The organism is Sulfitobacter sediminivivens (assembly GCF_042611115.2).
Lineage (GTDB): Bacteria > Pseudomonadota > Alphaproteobacteria > Rhodobacterales > Rhodobacteraceae > Sulfitobacter > Sulfitobacter sediminivivens.
The window spans coordinates 196,352-214,994 of the sequence record NZ_JBHGAR020000005.1 but is presented as its reverse complement, the minus strand read 5'-3'; the positions used below and the strand labels follow the sequence as shown (position 1 = coordinate 214,994).

Annotated in this window: 14 protein-coding genes and 1 tRNA gene; 8 read left to right on the top strand and 7 right to left on the bottom strand. The window is 57.2% G+C overall.

What is annotated here, in order from left to right:
* Window positions 1–64 precede the first annotated feature (64 nt).
* Window positions 65–1,684, top strand: coding sequence for a long-chain-fatty-acid--CoA ligase (locus tag ACEWL3_RS08170; protein ID WP_386178820.1), 1,620 nt, complete (start codon window positions 65–67; stop codon window positions 1,682–1,684).
* On the opposite strand, the gene ACEWL3_RS08165 is transcribed toward ACEWL3_RS08170, so the two are convergent.
* Window positions 1,685–1,939 (bottom strand): zinc ribbon domain-containing protein, encoded by a 255-nt coding sequence (locus ACEWL3_RS08165; RefSeq protein WP_386178823.1) that lies wholly within the window; start codon window positions 1,937–1,939, stop codon window positions 1,685–1,687.
* Window positions 1,940–2,013: 74 nt separating this feature from the next.
* Here ACEWL3_RS08165 and ACEWL3_RS08160 point away from each other — a divergent pair, with 74 nt between their 5' ends.
* Window positions 2,014–2,430: a MerR family transcriptional regulator gene (locus tag ACEWL3_RS08160; protein WP_386178826.1), complete on the top strand. Its 417-nt coding sequence runs from the start codon at window positions 2,014–2,016 to the stop codon at window positions 2,428–2,430.
* Here the strand turns inward: ACEWL3_RS08160 and ACEWL3_RS08155 are convergent.
* The 3 genes from ACEWL3_RS08155 to ACEWL3_RS08145 form a co-directional block, all read right to left on the bottom strand.
* Window positions 2,397–2,470, bottom strand: a tRNA-Gly gene (locus ACEWL3_RS08155). The genes ACEWL3_RS08160 and ACEWL3_RS08155 overlap by 34 nt on opposite strands.
* A 53-nt stretch (window positions 2,471–2,523) precedes the next feature.
* Entirely contained in the window at window positions 2,524–3,369 is an 846-nt protein-coding gene (locus tag ACEWL3_RS08150) for a class I SAM-dependent methyltransferase (protein ID WP_386178829.1), read from the bottom strand.
* A complete protein-coding gene (locus ACEWL3_RS08145; RefSeq protein ID WP_386178832.1) occupies window positions 3,366–5,396 on the bottom strand; it encodes an ASKHA domain-containing protein in 2,031 nt (676 codons plus the stop codon). The genes ACEWL3_RS08150 and ACEWL3_RS08145 overlap by 4 nt, the downstream gene beginning before the upstream one ends.
* 259 nt (window positions 5,397–5,655) lie before the next feature.
* Between ACEWL3_RS08145 and guaB the strand changes: the two genes are divergently transcribed.
* The 3 genes from guaB to ACEWL3_RS08130 all read left to right on the top strand — a co-directional run bounded on the left by guaB (window position 5,656) and on the right by ACEWL3_RS08130 (window position 10,728).
* Window positions 5,656–7,104 carry an IMP dehydrogenase gene (gene guaB / locus ACEWL3_RS08140; protein WP_386179453.1) on the top strand — a complete coding sequence of 483 codons (1,449 nt, stop codon included), beginning with the start codon at window positions 5,656–5,658 and terminating at the stop codon, window positions 7,102–7,104.
* Window positions 7,105–7,154: 50 nt separating this feature from the next.
* Entirely contained in the window at window positions 7,155–8,315 is a 1,161-nt protein-coding gene (locus ACEWL3_RS08135) for an RsmB/NOP family class I SAM-dependent RNA methyltransferase (RefSeq protein WP_386178835.1), read from the top strand.
* Window positions 8,316–8,463: 148 nt separating this feature from the next.
* Window positions 8,464–10,728, top strand: a complete 2,265-nt coding sequence (locus tag ACEWL3_RS08130) for an ATP-binding protein (RefSeq protein ID WP_435000715.1) — start codon at window positions 8,464–8,466, stop codon at window positions 10,726–10,728.
* Between the two features lie 17 nt (window positions 10,729–10,745).
* Here ACEWL3_RS08130 and ACEWL3_RS08125 read toward each other — a convergent pair whose 3' ends face one another.
* Entirely contained in the window at window positions 10,746–11,339 is a 594-nt protein-coding gene (locus tag ACEWL3_RS08125; protein WP_386178840.1) for a gamma-glutamyl kinase, read from the bottom strand.
* 203 nt (window positions 11,340–11,542) lie between these two features.
* On the opposite strand from ACEWL3_RS08125, the gene recA reads away from it, so the two are divergent.
* From recA to ACEWL3_RS08110, 3 genes are all read left to right on the top strand, one after another.
* The gene (gene recA / locus ACEWL3_RS08120) at window positions 11,543–12,613 is read left to right on the top strand and encodes a recombinase RecA (RefSeq protein ID WP_386178843.1); all 1,071 of its coding nucleotides are present in this window, start codon (window positions 11,543–11,545) and stop codon (window positions 12,611–12,613) included.
* Window positions 12,614–12,773: 160 nt separating this feature from the next.
* A complete protein-coding gene (alaS, locus tag ACEWL3_RS08115; RefSeq protein WP_386179456.1) occupies window positions 12,774–15,431 on the top strand; it encodes an alanine--tRNA ligase in 2,658 nt (885 codons plus the stop codon).
* A 4-nt stretch (window positions 15,432–15,435) separates the two neighbouring features.
* Window positions 15,436–15,723, top strand: a complete 288-nt coding sequence (locus ACEWL3_RS08110) for a DUF1330 domain-containing protein (protein ID WP_386178846.1) — start codon at window positions 15,436–15,438, stop codon at window positions 15,721–15,723.
* A gap of 76 nt (window positions 15,724–15,799) precedes the next feature.
* Here the strand turns inward: ACEWL3_RS08110 and typA are convergent, their stop codons facing one another.
* Both typA and ACEWL3_RS08100 read right to left on the bottom strand, forming a co-directional pair.
* Entirely contained in the window at window positions 15,800–17,617 is a 1,818-nt protein-coding gene (typA, locus tag ACEWL3_RS08105; RefSeq protein WP_386178849.1) for a translational GTPase TypA, read from the bottom strand.
* Window positions 17,618–17,686: 69 nt separating this feature from the next.
* Entirely contained in the window at window positions 17,687–18,610 is a 924-nt protein-coding gene (locus ACEWL3_RS08100; RefSeq protein WP_386178852.1) for a mechanosensitive ion channel family protein, read from the bottom strand.
* Window positions 18,611–18,643: the final 33 nt, after the last annotated feature.

Here is an 18,643-nt window from a genome sequence, read left to right as displayed (position 1 = left end):
CCACGCTTGCAAGAGCGTCTGGCTTTGGCCAATCTGAGCCATGCACCCCAACGGAGGATCCGCGATGCTTGGCCAGATGATGACGCAACCGCTGCTGATTTCGAGCCTGATGGCCCACGCCGAACGCTATCATGCGGGTGGCGGAATTGTATCGGTAAACACAAGTGGCGATGTGGAAAATACTACATGGGGGCAGGTGGGATCGAATGCCCGCCGGTTGGCCAGCGCTCTGGGCAAACTGGGGCTGAGCGCCCATGCCCGCTGCGGAACCATTGCGTGGAACAATCGCCGACATCTTGAGATCTATTTTGGCGCTCCGGGCGGTGGATTTGTCTGTCATACTATAAACCCGCGGCTTTTTCCCGAACAGCTGGTTTATATTCTGAACCATGCCGAAGATAAGGTGCTGTTCATCGACAAAACCTTTGTGCCGCTTGTGGCTGCTATCCGCGACAAGCTGGCGCATCTGGACCATATTGTGCTGATGGAGGACGAGGCGGGCGATGCCGCCGATGCCTTGCCGGGCATCATTGCCTATGATGATCTGCTGGCAACGGGTGACGTTGATTATCGCTGGCCCGATCTGGATGAAAACTGCGCCTCAAGCCTTTGTTATACATCGGGAACCACCGGCAATCCAAAGGGTGTTCTTTATTCTCATCGCTCAACTGTGCTGCATAGTTTTGGCTCAAACCTTGCTGACAGCATTGGTTTTTCCGCAATGGACGTTGCGTTGATGGTGGTGCCCATGTTCCATGTGAACGCTTGGGGCTCGCCCTATGCCTGCGCGATGGTCGGGGCGCGGCTGGTGTTGCCGGGACCGGGGCTGGATGGTGCGTCGCTTGTTGGGCTGATTGACGACCACAAAGTAACGGTGGCGCTCGGCGTGCCGACGATCTGGCTGGGCCTTTTGGGTGCTGCAAAAGCCGCCAAGAGCAGCCTTGCCAGCCTCAACCGTACAGTTGTGGGCGGATCAGCCTGTCCACCGTCCATGATTGCAGCATTCCGCGACACCTATGATGTCGAAGTGATCCATGCCTGGGGGATGACCGAAATGTCGCCCTTGGGCACCGTGAACCAACCTTTGGCCAAACACCGGGATTTGCCGACCGAGGACAAGCACAAGCTGCGCGAAAATCAGGGCAGGGCGGTCTATGGCGTAGAGCTTGAGATATGGGATAAAGACGGAAAGCCGCTGCCGCAGGATGGCAAGGCGCAAGGCGATCTGATGACCCGGGGGCATTGGATCCTAGACGCGTATTTTCGTTCGACCTCTGAGGAAACGCTGACAAAAGGCTGGTTTGATACCGGCGATGTCGCGACGATGGATGCCGATGGATATATCACCATCAAAGACCGCTCCAAGGATATCATCAAATCCGGGGGCGAATGGATCAGTTCTGTGGAACTCGAAAACATTGCCATCGCCCACCCGGATTTGACCGATGCCGCTGTAATCGGGGCAAAGCACCCCAAATGGGATGAACGCCCGGTGCTGGTGGCGGTCAAGGCCGAGGGTGCGCAGCCCACTGAAGCAGAGGTTTTGGCCATCTTCGAAGGCAAGATCGCCAAATGGCAGTTGCCGGACAAAGTTGTTTTTACTGACGTTTTGCCCCGTAATGCCACGGGTAAAGTTCTCAAACGCAATCTGCGCGATCAGTTCGGCGATGTCTTGATGGGCTGATCAGCCGCGCCAGCGATCCAGCTTGGGGATGCCGCGCGTGAACATCCACGCCATGAATTTGGGCATGCCCGATCTCTGCAATGCCGCAACGCATTCGGCCTGAAATTCATCAACGCTAACGCCGGTATGGCGAAATGCGCCCTGATCATAGCAAAGCGAACAATAGGTCGTGCTGTGGCTGCCATCGGCCTCCGTACCACCGGCCTGCGGATCCTTGGACAGGGGCATTCCGCAGCTTTGACAATTTTTGGCCATTCCAATGCTCCCCTTGTACACATCAATGATATCTTGTATAAACAATGGACCATTGTCAATGCTTTGAGGGTCATATGCGCATCGGAGAACTGTCAAAACGCGCGCAGGTCAGCCGCGACACCATCCGATTCTATGAACGCCACGGATTGATCCAATCCGCAGTCGACCCGGATGCGGCAAACAGCTATCGCATATATCCCGAGGACGTATTGTTGACGCTGGATATCATTCGCGACGCTCAGGCAGCAGGGTTGAGCATCGCCGACATCACTGTTTTCCTAGGGCAATTCATGGCCCAGGACCCCGATGCGATAGACGGACAGGCGTTTCTTGACGCAAAAATCGCCGAAGTCAGGGCCAGATTGGCCTCCGGCACACAGTTTCTCGACATGTTGTTGCAAACCAAGACCGCATTGGCGCGGGCACCCGATGACGAAGCGGCTGATCTTGAGCGAATTGGAGCGGGTAACGAGAATCGAACTCGTAACTAAAGCTTGGGAAGCTGCCGTGATACCTTTTCACCATACCCGCTCTAAGCTCAGCAGATATTGATTTGGCCTGCGAGCGTCAAGACCAACTCAGGTTCAGGGGGCCTTGGCCTGAAAGAAAACGATCTCTGCCGGAACGCGCAGCCCATCTGGTGTTTCAAAGGGCGCATAGCTGTCGAAAAGCCGAGCGCTGATGGCATCCCGATCCGCGTCCGTTCCGTTAAAATGCAAAATGGTGCGCCCGGCAGGGCCCACATTGACAGCAAGTTCTGCAACGTCGCGCCGGGTGCCCTGTGGCGTCAGGTCCAAGGGGCAAACAGCGACCCTGATGTCTTCAAACCCAGCCTGTTCCAGAACGGCGCGTACCCGCTCAGGATCGCGCATTGAAAACGGGCCGGGCGCATCGGGATCAACAGCCGGAGGCGCGCCAAGCACGGCCTTTGCGGCGACGGCGCTGTAGGTAAACCACGGGTTGTTCGCAATCGCGCCCCAACTGGCGCATGACATCCCGGCACCGGGCCGCATTGCCTTGCGCATGTTGAAAAATGCACCAACCGCGTCGGCAAAAAACATCGTGCCAAACCGCGATATCATCTGATCATAAAGGGCCGGTTCAAAGTCGAATTCGGCCGCATCCGCCTCAATGAATGCGACGTTATCCATATCTTGGGCGCGATCCCGTGCACGCGCCAGCATGGTCGGGGATATATCAAGTCCATGAACCCGTCCGGTTGCGCCAACCATTTCGGCGGCCTGCAAGGTGCTGGCACCTGTGCCGCATCCAATATCGAGCACGACCTGACCTTTCATCAGGTTCGCGCGCGCCAGAACACCATCCAAAACCGGTTGCATGAGCCGATCCAGCGCCGCCTGCCACGCCACCCATTTATCCCCGGCATCAGAGCGCCAGAATTCGGCCTGATCTGCGTTTGAACCGCTCATGCTGGCCGCCGCCTGCGTCTGCTGTCGCCGCCACCAGTGTTGAATGTCGCAGTTGGCAGCGTCACGATGCTGTTCAATATCGGAAACGGTTCAACCGCGTTCGGAATGGCAGATGCGTTCACAAAATGCTCCTGAAAGCGTGGCTCAATTGCGGTTTCAACCTTGTGGATCGCGCGCACGGTTTCTTCAATTTCGGCGCGTGCCAGAGTATTCAACAAGGCAATCCGCGCGCCGGTGCCAGCGGCATTGCCCGCCGAGGTGACCTTGTCGAGCGGCGCATCCGGGATCATGCCAAGGATCATCGCGTGTTTGGGCGAAATATGCGCGCCAAAAGCACCGGCCAGCACCACACGGTCCACCTTGTCCACGCCGAATTTGTCCATCAACAGCCGGGCACCCGAATAAAGCGCTGCCTTGGCCATCTGGATTTCGCGAATGTCGCGGTTGGTCACGGTGATTCTGGGGCCACCCGCATCTGTTCCGTCATAGACCAGATAAGAATTGGTGCGCCCGTCTTCGAAAACGTTCGGCGATCCGGTCTGTTCGGACGTGCCGATCAACCCCGGCGCATCGACAATCCCGTGCAGGCGCATTTCGGCCACCATTTCGATGATGCCAGACCCGCAAATACCGGTGACACCGGTGGTGGCAATCGCATCTTGAAAACGATCCTCATCCGACCACAGGTCTGAACCGATGACTTTGAAGCGTGCAATCTTGGTCACGGGGTCAATCTCGACCCGCTCAATGGCACCCGGTGCGGCACGTTGCCCCGACGATATCTGAGCGCCCTCGAATGCAGGGCCGGTGGGCGACGAACACGCCAGCACCTTGTCCTTGTTGCCGAGCAAAATCTCGGCGTTGGTGCCCACATCGACAACCAAAACCAAATCTTCGGATTTGTCTGGTGCTTCGCTCAGCGCGACTGCGGCGGCATCGGCACCTACATGTCCCGCGATGCAGGGCAAGAAATAGACCCGTGCCGAGGGGTGGATGTTGAGCTCCAGATCATCGGCACGCAGGCGCATGGCATTGGATGTCGCCAGCGCAAAAGGGGCCTGTCCCAATTCAAAAGGATCAATGCCCAGAAACAAGTGGTGCATGACCGGATTGCAGACAAAAACCGCGTCCACGATCAGGTCTTTGTCGACACCCGCCTCAGTCGCAATCTGCGAGAAAAGCCCATTCATGCCCTCCCGCACCGCGCGGGTCATTTCATTGGCACCCGACGGGTTCATCATGGAATAGCTGACCCGGCTCATCAGGTCTTCGCCAAAGCGGATCTGCGGGTTCATCACCCCGGACGAGGCGACGACTTCGCCTGTTTGCAGGTCACACAGATGCGCCGCAATGGTGGTAGAGCCCAAATCGACCGCGACGCCGTAAACTGTCCCTTCGTAATAGCCCGGCCAGATGTGCATGATCCGTGGCGGGTTCTCTGCATCGCCCAGATGCAGGGCGACGGTGACCTTCCAATTGCCCTTGCGCAATACCGGTTGCATCACCTGCAGAATGTTAAGATCGGCGTTGACCTTCTCCAGATCCCATTGATCGCGCAGGGCATCGCGCAGCCGTTCCAGATCACCGGAAGGGTCGTGCATGTCCGGCTCTGCCACCTCAACATAAAAGAGCTTGGTTGACGGGTTCAGCACGATCTCACGCGCTTCCGCCCGCTTGCGCACCACCTGCTTGTGCACCTGACTTTCAGGTGGCACGTCGATCACCACATCGCCCTGAACCGTCGCCTGACAGCCTAGACGGCGGCCCTCAATCAGTCCGCGTTTGTCCTTGTAACGTTGTTCAACCGAATTCCATGCCGACAGGGCATCGTCACGCACGGTCACCTTGTGCTTGGAAAACTCACCATAGCTTGGGGTGATCTGACATTTGGAGCAGATCCCGCGACCACCACACACCGAATCCAAATCAACGCCCAGTTGTCGCGCGGCCGTTAGGATCGGGGTCCCGACTGCGAAATGCCCGCGCTTGCCCGATGGGGTGAAAATCACCAGTGGATCGCTGCTCATAGATCTCTGTCCTCAAACACTTTTCGTCACCATAGCGTCAAGCACGGCAGGCGAAAGGCAATGAGCGGCAAATAATGCGTCTGCCGCGCCATCTTTGGTGCTTCTTGTGGACCAACGCCGACTGCCAACTGTTCGCACACGGCTCCGCCACCCGTGACAACGCTGAATTCCCGGCAACAGCCCTTGGCATCCCGTCGCATCCGTGAAATAGCAAACCGCCAAATGAACCCAAATAAAAACCATTACCCAGAGGTGTATGATGGAGATTCGTGAGGCACTGACCTTTGATGATGTATTGCTGGTTCCGGGTGCGTCCTCGGTGCTGCCGTCAACGGCGGATACCCGTACATTTGTCACCCAATCAATTGCGTTGAACATCCCGCTGCTGAGCTCGGCCATGGACACCGTGACCGAAGGACCCATGGCCATTGCCATGGCGCAGGCCGGCGGAATGGGCGTGATACATCGTAATCTGTCAATCGACGAACAAGCCCGCGAGGTGCGCCGGGTCAAGCGATTTGAAAGCGGGATTGTCTATAACCCCATTACTCTGACAGCCGATCAAACGCTGGCCGACGCCAAGGCTTTGCAAGAACGTTACAGCGTCACCGGGTTTCCCGTGGTGGATGGATCTGGCCGTGTTGTAGGCATCGTCACGAACCGCGACATGCGGTTTGCCTCTGATGACCGCACACCCGTTAAGGCGATGATGTCCACAGATAATCTGGCCATTCTGCACGAACCTGCGGACCGGGAAGAGGCTATAAGCCTCATGAAGGCGCGCCGGATTGAAAAACTGTTGATCACCGACAAATCCGGCAAATTGACCGGGTTGTTGACGCTCAAAGACACCGAACAGGCGGTTTTGAACCCCACGGCGTGCAAAGATGCGTTGGGCCGTTTGCGGGTTGCCGCCGCGACAACGGTGGGTGACGCAGGTTTTGAACGCTCTCAGGCGCTGGTCGAAGCGGGCGTGGATATGATTGTGATTGATACCGCGCACGGCCATTCCGAAGGGGTTGCGCGCGCCGTTGAACGCGCCAAAACGCTCAGCAACGAAGTACAGGTCGTCGCAGGCAACGTGGCCACAGGGGCCGCCACGCGTGCGTTGATTGATGCAGGGGCGGATGCCATCAAGGTCGGCATCGGACCCGGTTCCATCTGCACCACGCGGATGGTGGCCGGTGTGGGTGTGCCGCAGTTGACCGCGATCATGGACTGCGCCGAGGCCGCGGGCGATATCCCGGTCATTGCAGATGGCGGCATCAAATTCTCCGGTGACTTCGCCAAAGCAATCGCGGCGGGCGCGTCCTGCGCGATGGTCGGCTCGATGATTGCGGGCACCGACGAATCGCCGGGCGATGTGATTCTGTATCAGGGCCGCAGCTTTAAGAGCTTTCGCGGCATGGGCAGTCTTGGTGCGATGGCCAGCGGATCGGCAGATCGGTATTTTCAAAGTGATGCCGCCAGCGACAAGCTGGTCCCCGAAGGCATCGAAGGGCAGGTCGCCTATAAAGGGAGTGCCGCCGCCGTGGTGCACCAGATGGTCGGCGGGCTGCGGGCGGCGATGGGCTATACCGGTTGTGCCACTGTCGCAGAGATGCGCAAAAACTGCTCCTTTGTGAAAATCACCGGTGCTGGCCTGAAAGAAAGCCACGTGCATGATGTGCAGATCACCCGCGAATCTCCAAACTATCGGGCCGGATAAATGTTTATATTCAGCCACATGCAAGTCATTATTCAAGTGATGCATAAACAATGACACCTGGCGCGCGTGTGGCCGCAGCCATCGAAGTGTTGGACGACATGGCAGGCGGGTTGGCAGCGGAGCAGGCGCTGACACGGTGGGCGCGTCGCAGCCGCTTTGCAGGGTCCAAAGACCGCGCCGCGATCCGGGATCACGTGTTCGATGTTTTGCGCACCCGTAAAACAGCGGCGTATTACGGCGGATCTGATAATGCACGCGCCTTGATGATCGGGCTTCTGCACCACCAGGGTGCTGATATTGCGTCCCTGTTTGATGCGCTAGGTCATGCGCCGAGCCCCTTGAGTGAAGCCGAAGCCGACTTTCCGGACCCACCAACCGATCCGCAAATTCTGTGGAACCTGCCGGATTGGATGATCCCGCTCTTTCAGACCTCACTGGGCAACGATGCCGCCGCCGCAGCCCTTGCATTGCAAAGCCGCGCGCCGATCACGTTGCGGGTCAATCTTGCGAAAACCACCCGTGCAAAGGCTCAGGAAATGCTGCGCGAACAGGGGATTGAAACTACTGATAATCCATTGGCAAACTCGGCCCTGACGGTGACCCAAGGCGCGCGCAAGATACGAAATTCTGCAGCCTATTCAGATGGTTACGTCGAGTTGCAGGATGCCGCCAGCCAAGCTGTCGTGGCGGCGCTAACAAGGGGCGGCAAAGTGCTTGATTATTGCACCGGCGGCGGTGGCAAGGCGCTGGCCCTGGCGATGGATAAAAGCCGACAGGTTTTTGCCCATGATATCGATACCAGCCGCATGGCTGACCTGCCGACCCGGACGGCACGGGCCGCCGCCGGCGTGATTCAGGTTGAGACTGACGATCTGAGCACGCATGCCCCCTATGACGTGGTGCTCTGTGATGCGCCCTGTTCAGGGTCGGGCGCATGGCGCCGTGCAGCCGAAGGGAAATGGACCCTGACGCCGGATCGATTGCAATCTCTTACCCAAATACAAGATGACATTCTGGACAAGGCAGCCACTTTGACAGCCCTATACGGAATTCTGGCCTATGCCACCTGTTCAGTCTTCAAGTCAGAAAACGAAGACCGCGTTGATGCCTTTCTTGCCCGGAACCCGGGATGGCAGACCGTGTTTTCACACCGCTATGCGGTTGATGATCACGGCGATGGCTTTTTCACAGCACACTTGACCCGAGCGTAACGCTGCGCATACTCAACCAAAGCGTGTAAAGTGTGCCTTGGTTAAAGGCTGATTAACCCTTAGTGCGCGTAACTGTTGGTAAGATTCGCGTAGATCGGGGACGGCTTTGCATAAAGAAACCAACCAGGACAATCAGCCGCCGCGCGTCGTGTCCCGATCCTATGGCCGGGTCAGAATCTTAATATTGTTGGCTTTCGTCGTTGGAATATTTGCGATTGTTGCCCCTTACAACGCGGCCACACTGGGTCTCACTGCAAGCGCTGTGGCCTTGTTCACAGCAGCGGTGATCACGCAATTCTTGTCTGGCCTCCGAAACCGCAAGCAAAGCAATGTATTTGATGTGGTCGCGGATTTCATCGAGAAAGACACCGCACCCGGTATTGTGGCAACCGGCGACGGGCGGGTCATTTCGCAAAATGCAGCTGCAAAAGCCCAGTTTAAAGCGGCTAACAGGCAGACACTTGCCAGTGTTCTGGACACCCAGTTTGCCAATCCCGGTGGTATCTTGTTCCGTCTTCAGGCGCGCGCGACGGCAAACGGTGCCGCCCGCGAAGACATCCTCACCCGCAGCGGTCACATACGGTTGTCCGTCCATGAAATGGGGCCAGACGGCTATGTCTGGCGAATCGAACAGATTGCCGAGCGTCAGGCACCGCGCATTTCCGGCGACGGTGTGCAATTGCCGATGCTGATGGCGGGGCGCGGGGACGTTATTTTGTTCATGAATGATGCAGCGCGCCTGCTGATGGGCACGCGGGTCAAATCACTCGACCGGGTCTTTACCGGGCTGCCTGTTGTGCCCGGAGTCCCGATAGAAATTACCACTGCTGAAGGCCCAAAAATGGCGCTTGTTGCTGAGGTTCCGGCGGGGGCTGGGCGCAGGGCGCTTTATCTGCTGCCCGCCCCCGATGGTCAGGACGTCGGAAAGGGCTGGCAGGTTTTTCAAGAATTGCCGGTCCCGATGATCAAGGTGGCCCCCGATGGGGCGGTTTTGTCGTTTAATCGGATGGCTGCCAAGCTGATCGGTGTATCGCTGAGCACCGATGTCCATCTCTCGCAGTTGATGGAGGGTCTGGGCAGGTCCATATCAGATTGGCTGAGCGATACATTGGCAGGCAGGTCCGTTCAGAAGTCCGAATTTTTGCGCCTGTCGCGCACCGATCGCGAAGTTTTTGTGCAGGTCACGCTGAACAGCATTACGGAGGAGGGCAAACAGTCCCTGATCGCCGTCCTGCATGACGCGACCGAATTGAAATCCCTTGAAGCGCAATTTGTGCAGAGCCAGAAGATGCAGGCCATTGGCCAGTTGGCAGGGGGCGTTGCACATGATTTCAATAACCTTCTGACGGCAATTTCGGGCCATTGCGATCTTTTGCTGCTGCGACACGATCAGGGCGATCCGGACTATGGCGATCTTGTCCAGATCAACCAGAACGCCAACCGCGCGGCGGCGCTGGTCGGTCAGTTGCTGGCGTTCTCGCGCAAACAGACATTGCGGCCGGAAACGCTTGATATGCGCGACACGCTTGCGGATCTCACACATCTGCTCAACCGGCTGGTCGGAGAAAAAGTGACCCTGACGCTCAGCCATGACCCGGTCCTCAAACCGATCCGGGCCGACAAGCGGCAGTTGGAACAGGTCTTGATGAACCTCGTCGTCAATGCGCGCGATGCGATGCCTGCGGGTGGCGAGATCAGGATCATCACCGAATGCACCACCCTGACAGAACCATTGGTGCGCGACCGGGTAACTGTCCCTGCGGGGCAATATGTGACTGTTCAGGTCAACGATGATGGTGTCGGTATCCCGCCTGACAAACTGCAAAAAGTGTTTGAGCCGTTTTTTACGACCAAACGCACGGGCGAGGGGACAGGTCTGGGCCTATCAACCGCATATGGGATCGTGAAACAAACTGGCGGTTTCATTTTCGCGGATTCCACACTGGGGATTGGCACCTCCTTTACGCTTTATTTTCAGGTGCTTGACGTGCAGCCACCCGAGGAGAAACCCGTGGTGGTAAAAACACCGCGCAGCGCCCCGAAACATGCTGATGGCGTCATACTGCTTGTCGAAGACGAGGCCCCGGTGCGCGCCTTTGCCAGCCGTGCCTTGCGCCTGCGTGGCTACACTGTTCTGGAGGCCGACTCAGCAGAGGCGGCCTTGAAAACCCTCGAAGATGAAAGCCTGAACATCGACGTCTTTGTCACGGATGTTGTGATGCCGGGCATGGATGGCCCCAGTTGGGTCCGCGAGGCGCTCAAAGACCGACCGGATGTCAGAGTGGTGTTTGTATCGGGTTATGCCGAGGATAGTTTTGGCGAAGAACAGACCAAAATCCCAAATTCAGTGTTCCTGCCCAAACCGTTTTCGTTAAATGATCTTACCGATACGGTTCATCAACAACTTCACTAAGGTTCTGACTTTGGACATCAACCGATGCTGTCATAGAGCGCAAATTCATCCGCGCACTTACGTTTGAACCGCATTTCCACATCGGCTGACAAGTTCAGGTCCATCTGCGGCGAGACATTTTCCTGGGTCAGGGAGAATTTAACGTCCAGCCGCTCTTTCAAAAACGCCTGCAAGCGTGGCTGATCTTCATATCGAAAATAATGGGTAATCCCGGTGCCGTTGGGCTGGCTTTTCATGAAGTTAAGCTGGCTGCCAACATCTGCAAATCCCGGTTTGTCACCCTTCATATAGGCCAGTACAAATTCATCAAAGCTGATCCCAAAGGTGTTGTTTGGCTTGTCTTTCATGAAGGGCCGTTGTCGATAGCGATACCAACTGCCTAACCATGACACCGGTTCGCGCATCACCGCCATCAGCTCAAGCTCAGCATCGCACACTTTGAGAAACATCGGACGAATGAATCGATTATAGCGATACACCGGCGCGTGTTTCAGCATCGGTGGTTCAGAGATCACCATATCGGCACGTGGGGCCAATGCCGTCTCATAGGCAGTCGTCCCGGTTTTTGGCACCGACAAAAAGGCCAGACGTTCTTTAAAAAAAACCAGCACTTAGCGAACACTCCTGCATCAAACGACATCACGTGAGTTTGTAAACTACTTCTTAACCTTGATGGGAAAAAGATAAGGAATGAATTAATTTGGTTGAAATGTTCTCCTTTTGATCTCATAAGGAACATTAGAAGAACAAAAATCGAGTGGCCCATCGGCGATTGTAGCAGGCGGTGCACTGTGACACTAAGGGAATAGGCAAAATGGCAACGGCAGATCTTTTGACAATGGACAGCAAAAAAACCGCGGAAAAGCAAAAGGCGCTTGATAGCGCACTGGCACAGATTGAACGTCAGTTCGGCAAAGGCTCCATCATGAAGCTGGGGGCTGAGGGCGCGATTCAGGATATCACCTCAAGCTCAACCGGATCGCTGGGCCTTGATATCGCGCTTGGCATTGGCGGTCTGCCGATGGGGCGGATCATCGAGATTTACGGACCTGAATCATCAGGTAAAACCACGCTGACCCTGCATTGTATCGCAGAACAGCAAAAGGCCGGTGGCGTCTGCGCATTTGTGGACGCGGAACATGCGCTTGACCCGCAATACGCGAAGAAACTTGGCATCGACATTGACGAGTTGCTGATTTCGCAACCCGACACCGGCGAACAGGCGCTCGAAATCACCGACACGCTGGTGCGGTCTGGTGCCGTCAACATGGTAGTCGTCGATTCCGTGGCGGCCCTGACACCCAAGTCAGAGTTGGAAGGCGACATGGGCGACAGCAGCGTTGGTGTTCAGGCCCGCCTGATGAGTCAGGCCATGCGCAAGCTGACCGGTTCGATCAGCAGGTCCAACTGCATGGTCATCTTCATCAACCAGATCCGTATGAAAATCGGCGTTATGTTCGGTTCTCCCGAGACGACAAGTGGCGGCAATGCGTTGAAATTCTATTCCTCTGTCCGCCTTGATATTCGCCGGATCGGCGCACTCAAGGACCGCGATGAGGTCGTCGGCAATGCAACCCGCGTCAAGGTTGTGAAGAACAAGGTCGCAGCACCCTTCAAGCAGGTTGAGTTTGACATCATGTATGGCGAAGGCATCTCAAAGATGGGCGAATTGCTTGATCTGGGTGTCAAAGTGGGTGTGGTCGATAAATCGGGATCCTGGTTCAGCTATGGCGACGAACGCATCGGGCAGGGCCGTGAAAACGCCAAACAGTTCCTGAAGGACAACGAGGCGATGGCGATGGAGATCGAAGACAAGATCCGTGCCGCGCATGGCCTTGATTTCAACGGCTCCGAGAAAGAAGATATCGACATTCTTGAGGCATAAATCCACTTTGACCGGCTTCAAATTCACCCCGGGGCCAGTTTTGATCAGTACCATTAAAGGGCGTCCCACAAGGGGGCGCCTTTTTCGTGCGGTCAGGCTGTGGACAGCGCGGGGTGCCAAGGGTATTTGAATGCCGATACTTGCCCCGGAAGGCCCAGACATGAAGACCCTTAACGACATCCGATCCACCTTTTTGACCTACTTCGAAAAGCAGGGCCATTCCGTCCAGCCCTCTGGCCCGCTTGTGCCGCGCAATGACCCGACCCTGATGTTTGCCAATTCGGGGATGGTGCAGTTCAAAAACCTGTTCACCGGGCTTGAAACCCGTGACTACAATCGCGCGACGACCGCCCAGAAATGTGTCCGTGCCGGCGGCAAGCACAACGATCTGGACAATGTCGGATACACAGCGCGCCATCACACGTTTTTTGAGATGCTGGGCAACTTCAGTTTTGGCGACTATTTCAAAGCTGAAGCAATTGCTTTTGCCTGGGAGCTGCTGATTGAAGACTTCGGGATCGACCCCACGCGGCTCTTAGTGACGGTGTACCACACGGACGATGAAGCTGCCGACATCTGGAAGAAAGTCGCAAACCTGCCCGATGAGCGGATCATCCGCATTGCCACGGATGACAATTTCTGGCGGATGGGCCCAACCGGCCCCTGCGGACCATGCACTGAAATTTTCTATGACCATGGCGATCATATTCCGGGTGGCCCTCCGGGCAGCCCGGACGAGGACGGGGACCGATTCATCGAGATCTGGAACATCGTTTTCATGCAGAATGAACAATTCGCCGACGGCACGATGCGCCCGCTCGACATGCAATCCATCGACACAGGGATGGGACTGGAACGGATTGGTGCGCTGCTTCAGGGCAAGCATGATAACTACGACACCGACCTGTTCCGCAGCCTGATCGAAGCAAGCGGCCATGCTTTGGGCGTTGATCCGTTTGAAACCGGCAATGTGCATCACCGGGTGATCGCGGATCATCTGCGCTCCACCTCGTTTCTGATTGCGGATGGGGTGATGCCTGCAAATGACGGGCGGGGATATGTGCTGCGCCGGATCATGCGCCGCGCCATGCGGCACGCGCATTTGTTAGGGGCCAAAGATCCGCTGATGTACAAATTGGTGCCTGCACTTGTGCAACAGATGGGGTCCGCCTATCCGGAGCTTGGCAGGGCACAGGCCTTGATCACCGAGACGCTTGAGCTGGAAGAAACACGGTTCAAGACGACGCTGGAACGGGGCCTTAAGCTACTTGAAGACGAGGTCAGCGCCCTGCCTGACGGCGCGGCTCTGCCCGGCGATGCCGCCTTCAAGCTATACGACACATTCGGTTTCCCGCTGGACCTGACGCAGGACGCACTGCGCGAGCAGGGGCGCGGCGTGGACACGGCAGGGTTCGACACCGCCATGGCCGCCCAAAAGGCCAAGGCCCGCGCGGCATGGTCAGGATCGGGTGAGGCGGCGGATGCAACCGTGTGGTTTGATGTCGCCGACAAACACGGCACCACCGATTTTCTGGGGTATGACACCGAAACGGCGGAAGGTCAGATTGCAGCGATCATCCTGGATGGGGCAATCGCCGACAAAGCGTCGAAGGGCGACAGTGTGCAGATTGCCCTGAACCAGTCGCCATTTTATGCCGAATCCGGCGGGCAGGTGGGCGATACCGGCGTGATCAAGACCGAAACCGGAACGGTTAACGTCACAGATACGCGCAAGACCGCAGGCGTCTTTGCCCATATCGGTCAGGTGATTGAGGGCGAGGTTGAACCCGGTCAGGATGCCGTTCTGACCGTTGATCACGCGCGGCGGACCGCCATTCGTGCCAACCACTCGGCGACGCATTTGCTCCACGAGGCCCTGCGCGGCGCATTGGGTGAGCATGTGGCACAGCGCGGATCCCTGAACGCTGCAGACCGCTTGCGCTTTGATTTCAGCCATACAAAGGCGATGCGTGCGGATGAATTGACCAAGGTTGAGCGCGAAGTGAACGCGTATATCCGTCAGAACGCGCCGGTTGAAACCCGCATCATGACCCCGGACGATGCACGTGCGCTGGGGGCGCAGGCGCTCTTTGGTGAAAAATACGGTGATGAAGTACGCGTGGTGTCGATGGGTCAGCAGGCCGGTTCTGGCAAGGGTGCAGACAAAGCCACCTATTCACTGGAATTGTGCGGCGGGACACATGTGCGCCAGACCGGCGATATCGGGGCGTTTGTCCTGCTCGGTGATAGTGCCATCAGCAATGGTGTGCGCCGGATCGAAGCGCTGACCGGTGCCGACGCGATGATCTGGCTGCGCGATCAGCAAGAAGCATTGCAGCGCGTTTCCGAGGCGCTCAAGACATCCGTAACGGACGTGCCGGATCGGGTGCGTGCGTTGATTGAGGAACGCAAATCGCTCAGCAACGAACTTGCGCAACTGCGCCGTGAACTGGCGATGTCTGGTGGCGGTGCCGCGCCGGTTGAGGCGCGCGACATCGGCGGGATCAAATTCATCGCTCAGGTTCTGACGGGCGTGACGGGCAAGGATTTGCCGGCGCTGGTGGATGAACATAAGGCGAAACTGGGCTCAGGCGTGGTGCTGTTGATTGCGGATGCAGGCGGCAAGGCTGCCGTGGCATCCGGTGTTACAGACGATCTGACGGACCGCTTTTCCGCTGTTGATGTTCTCAAGGCGGCGGTGGCTGAACTGGGCGGCAAGGGCGGTGGTGGCCGACCTGACATGGCGCAGGGCGGTGGTCCAAGCGCTGAAAACGCAGAAGCGGCTATTGTCGCTGCTGAAACCATTCTGAAAGGATAGACCAATGGGCGCACTCTGGATTGCACATGTGACCGTCACCGACGAAGAGGCATACAAGAAATACGCCGCCGGGGCGACCGTTGCGATTGCCGATCACGGCGGCGAATTTATCGCCCGTGGCGGTCGGTTTGTTCAGCTTGAAGGCAAGGCACGTCCGCGTAATGTAGTGGCGCGTTTTCCCGATGTCGAAACAGCCGAGAAATGTTATCATTCAGATGCTTATCAGGCGGCTTTAAGCCACGCCCGTGGCGCATCGGAACGTGAATTGATGATCATCGAGACCAACGAGTAGACATTTTTCCCGGTCATCTGGGAAACCAGCCCTTGTAGCAATTGAGGGGGCAAAAGCCCCCTCAACCCAGAATACATCAGCTCGCTTTAGACATCCGCTTGCGCTCGTGCGGATCCAGATAGCGCTTGCGCAACCGGATTGCATTGGGCGTGACTTCGACCAGTTCATCATCATCGACATAGGCAATGGCCTGTTCCAGCGACAAGGTAACGGGTGTGGTCAAACGGACGGCTTCGTCCGTACCAGAGGCCCGCACGTTGGTCAGTTGCTTGCCCTTCAGCGGGTTCACTTCCAGATCATTCTCACGGCTGTGTTCGCCAATGATCATGCCTTGATAGACGTCCGTCTGCGCACCGATGAAGAATTTGCCACGCTCTTCTAGCTTCCAGAGCGCGTAAGATACCGCTGTGCCATTTTCCATTGAGATCAGAACGCCGGCACGGCGGCCCGGAATCGGACCCTTGTGCGGTGCCCAGGTGTGGAAGACCCGGTTCAGAACGCCCGTGCCACGGGTGTCCGTCAGGAATTCGCCGTGATAACCGATCAGCCCACGCGAGGGCACATGGGCGACGATGCGGGTCTTGCCAGCACCGGCTGGCTTCATCTCGACCAACTCACCTTTGCGGGGGCCGGTGATCTTCTCAATCACGGCACCTGAGTATTCGTCATCCACGTCAATTGTGGCTTCTTCGATGGGCTCATGACGCACGCCGTCAATATCACGAAACAGTACCTGCGGGCGCGAGACCGACAGCTCAAACCCTTCGCGGCGCATGTTTTCGATCAACACGCCCATCTGCAATTCGCCGCGGCCAGCAACTTCGAACGCTTCGCCGCCGGGGGTGTCGCTGATCTTGATCGCGACGTTTGATTCCGCTTCTTTCATCAGCCGTTCGCGGATGACCCGCGATTGTACTTTCTTGCCGTCACGGCCTGCCAATGGGCTGTCGTTGATGCCAAAGGTCACTGTGATGGTTGGTGGGTCGATCGGTTGCGCGGGCAGGGCGTCTGTCACCGATTGCGCAACGATACTGTCGGCAACCGTGGCTTTGGACATGCCCGCGATCGACACGATATCGCCCGCTTCGGCCACATCAATGGCCTGCTGGCTGAGACCGCGAAACGCCATGATCTTGGTCACTCGGAAGTTTTCTATCAATTCGCCGTCGCGCGACAGGGCTTTGACCTGCTCACCCGCCTTGAGGCGGCCCGTCTCTACCCGGCCCGTCAGCATCCGACCGATAAACGGATCGGCACCCAATGTGGTGGCCAGCATCGTGAACGGCTTATCAATATCGGCCAGCTGCTTGGGCGCTTTGACATGCTCCACAATCAGGTCGAACAATGCAGACAGATCCTTGCGCGGCCCGTCCAGCTCCATATCGGCCCAGCCATTGCGGCCAGAGGCGTACATGGACGGGAAATCAAGCTGATCATCATCCGCACCCAGGTTCGCAAAGAGGTCAAAACACTCGTCCAGCGCGCGGTCGGGTTCTGCATCTGCCTTGTCGACCTTGTTCAGCACCACGATCGGGCGCAGGCCCAGTGCAAGCGCCTTGGAGGTTACAAATTTGGTCTGTGGCATCGGCCCTTCGGCGGCGTCCACCAGCAGCACAACACCATCGACCATCGACAGGATGCGTTCCACTTCGCCACCGAAATCGGCGTGGCCGGGAGTATCGACGATGTTGATGCGCACGCCCTTCCATTCCACTGAAGTGGGCTTGGCAAAGATGGTAATGCCGCGTTCACGCTCAAGGTCATTACTGTCCATGGCGCGCTCGGTGGTCGCTTGATTGTCCCGGTAGGTACCGGATTGTTTCAGCAGTTCGTCGACCAGCGTTGTCTTGCCGTGGTCAACGTGTGCGATGATTGCGATGTTGCGCATGTCCATGGGATCGGCCTTTTAAAGGGAGTTGCCGCGCCCATACCGTGCGGGTGCAGCAAAGGCCAGTAAAAAAACTTATTCCGCCGCGTCCGCGTCCGGATCCTTGCTTTCTGTGCCGCCACGGGTCAGCGGCAGCGGCTCTTTGAAGGTCAACGTGCGATAGGGGAAGGGGATTTCGATGCCCGCGTCGTCCAGCGCGCGTTTGACGGCGGCCACTACCTTGTCCCGGCTCGACCTGATATCGATGGGCCGCGATCCGGTCCACCATGTGACCTCGAAATTGATCGCGCTGTCGGCAAATTCCTGTGCAAAAATCTCGACATCGCGCACATCGTCGCGCACCGCATCGACGCTGCGCACGGCATTTGCGATAACCTCGCGGGCGGCATCGACATCTTCACTATAAGCGACGCCACAAATGATCGTTGTCCGGCGCACGTCGCGCGCGGTGCGGATCGTGACGGGATTCTTGAAAAACATCGCATTGGGCGCGACTACCAGTTGGCCATCGGTCTGACGCACATGGGTGTCGCGGATGGTGATCTCTTCGACCTGGCCTTCGATGTCCTCGCAATCAATATAATCGTCGATCGAAAAAGGTTCGCGCAGCAACAGCAGAACACCCGCGAGAAAATTCTCGAACACGTCCTTGAACGCAAAACCGATGGCAACACCACCAACACCAAGCGCGGTCAGCGCTTTGCCCGGCGTGATGGTTGGAAAGGCGATAGTGACCGCAATCAACACGCCAAAAAGCCAGATGCCGACCGTGATCAACATCATGATCACATCAACAAGCGCACGCCGCATGCGCGCACGTCTGAGCGACCGGGGCAAAATCCATTTCAGAACCTTAATCAGAGCCCAGATGAAGATGATAAACAGAAGTGCCAGAATCAATTGAGGCAGCAGCGCCCAAAACCCTGTGGCATATCCTTCAAGTTGATTGCGAAGCGGGTCGGGCAGGGACGCCCAAAGTGGTCCAAATATCTCTGACATGGGAAGGCAACGCGCCACGCACAGCACGGTTCC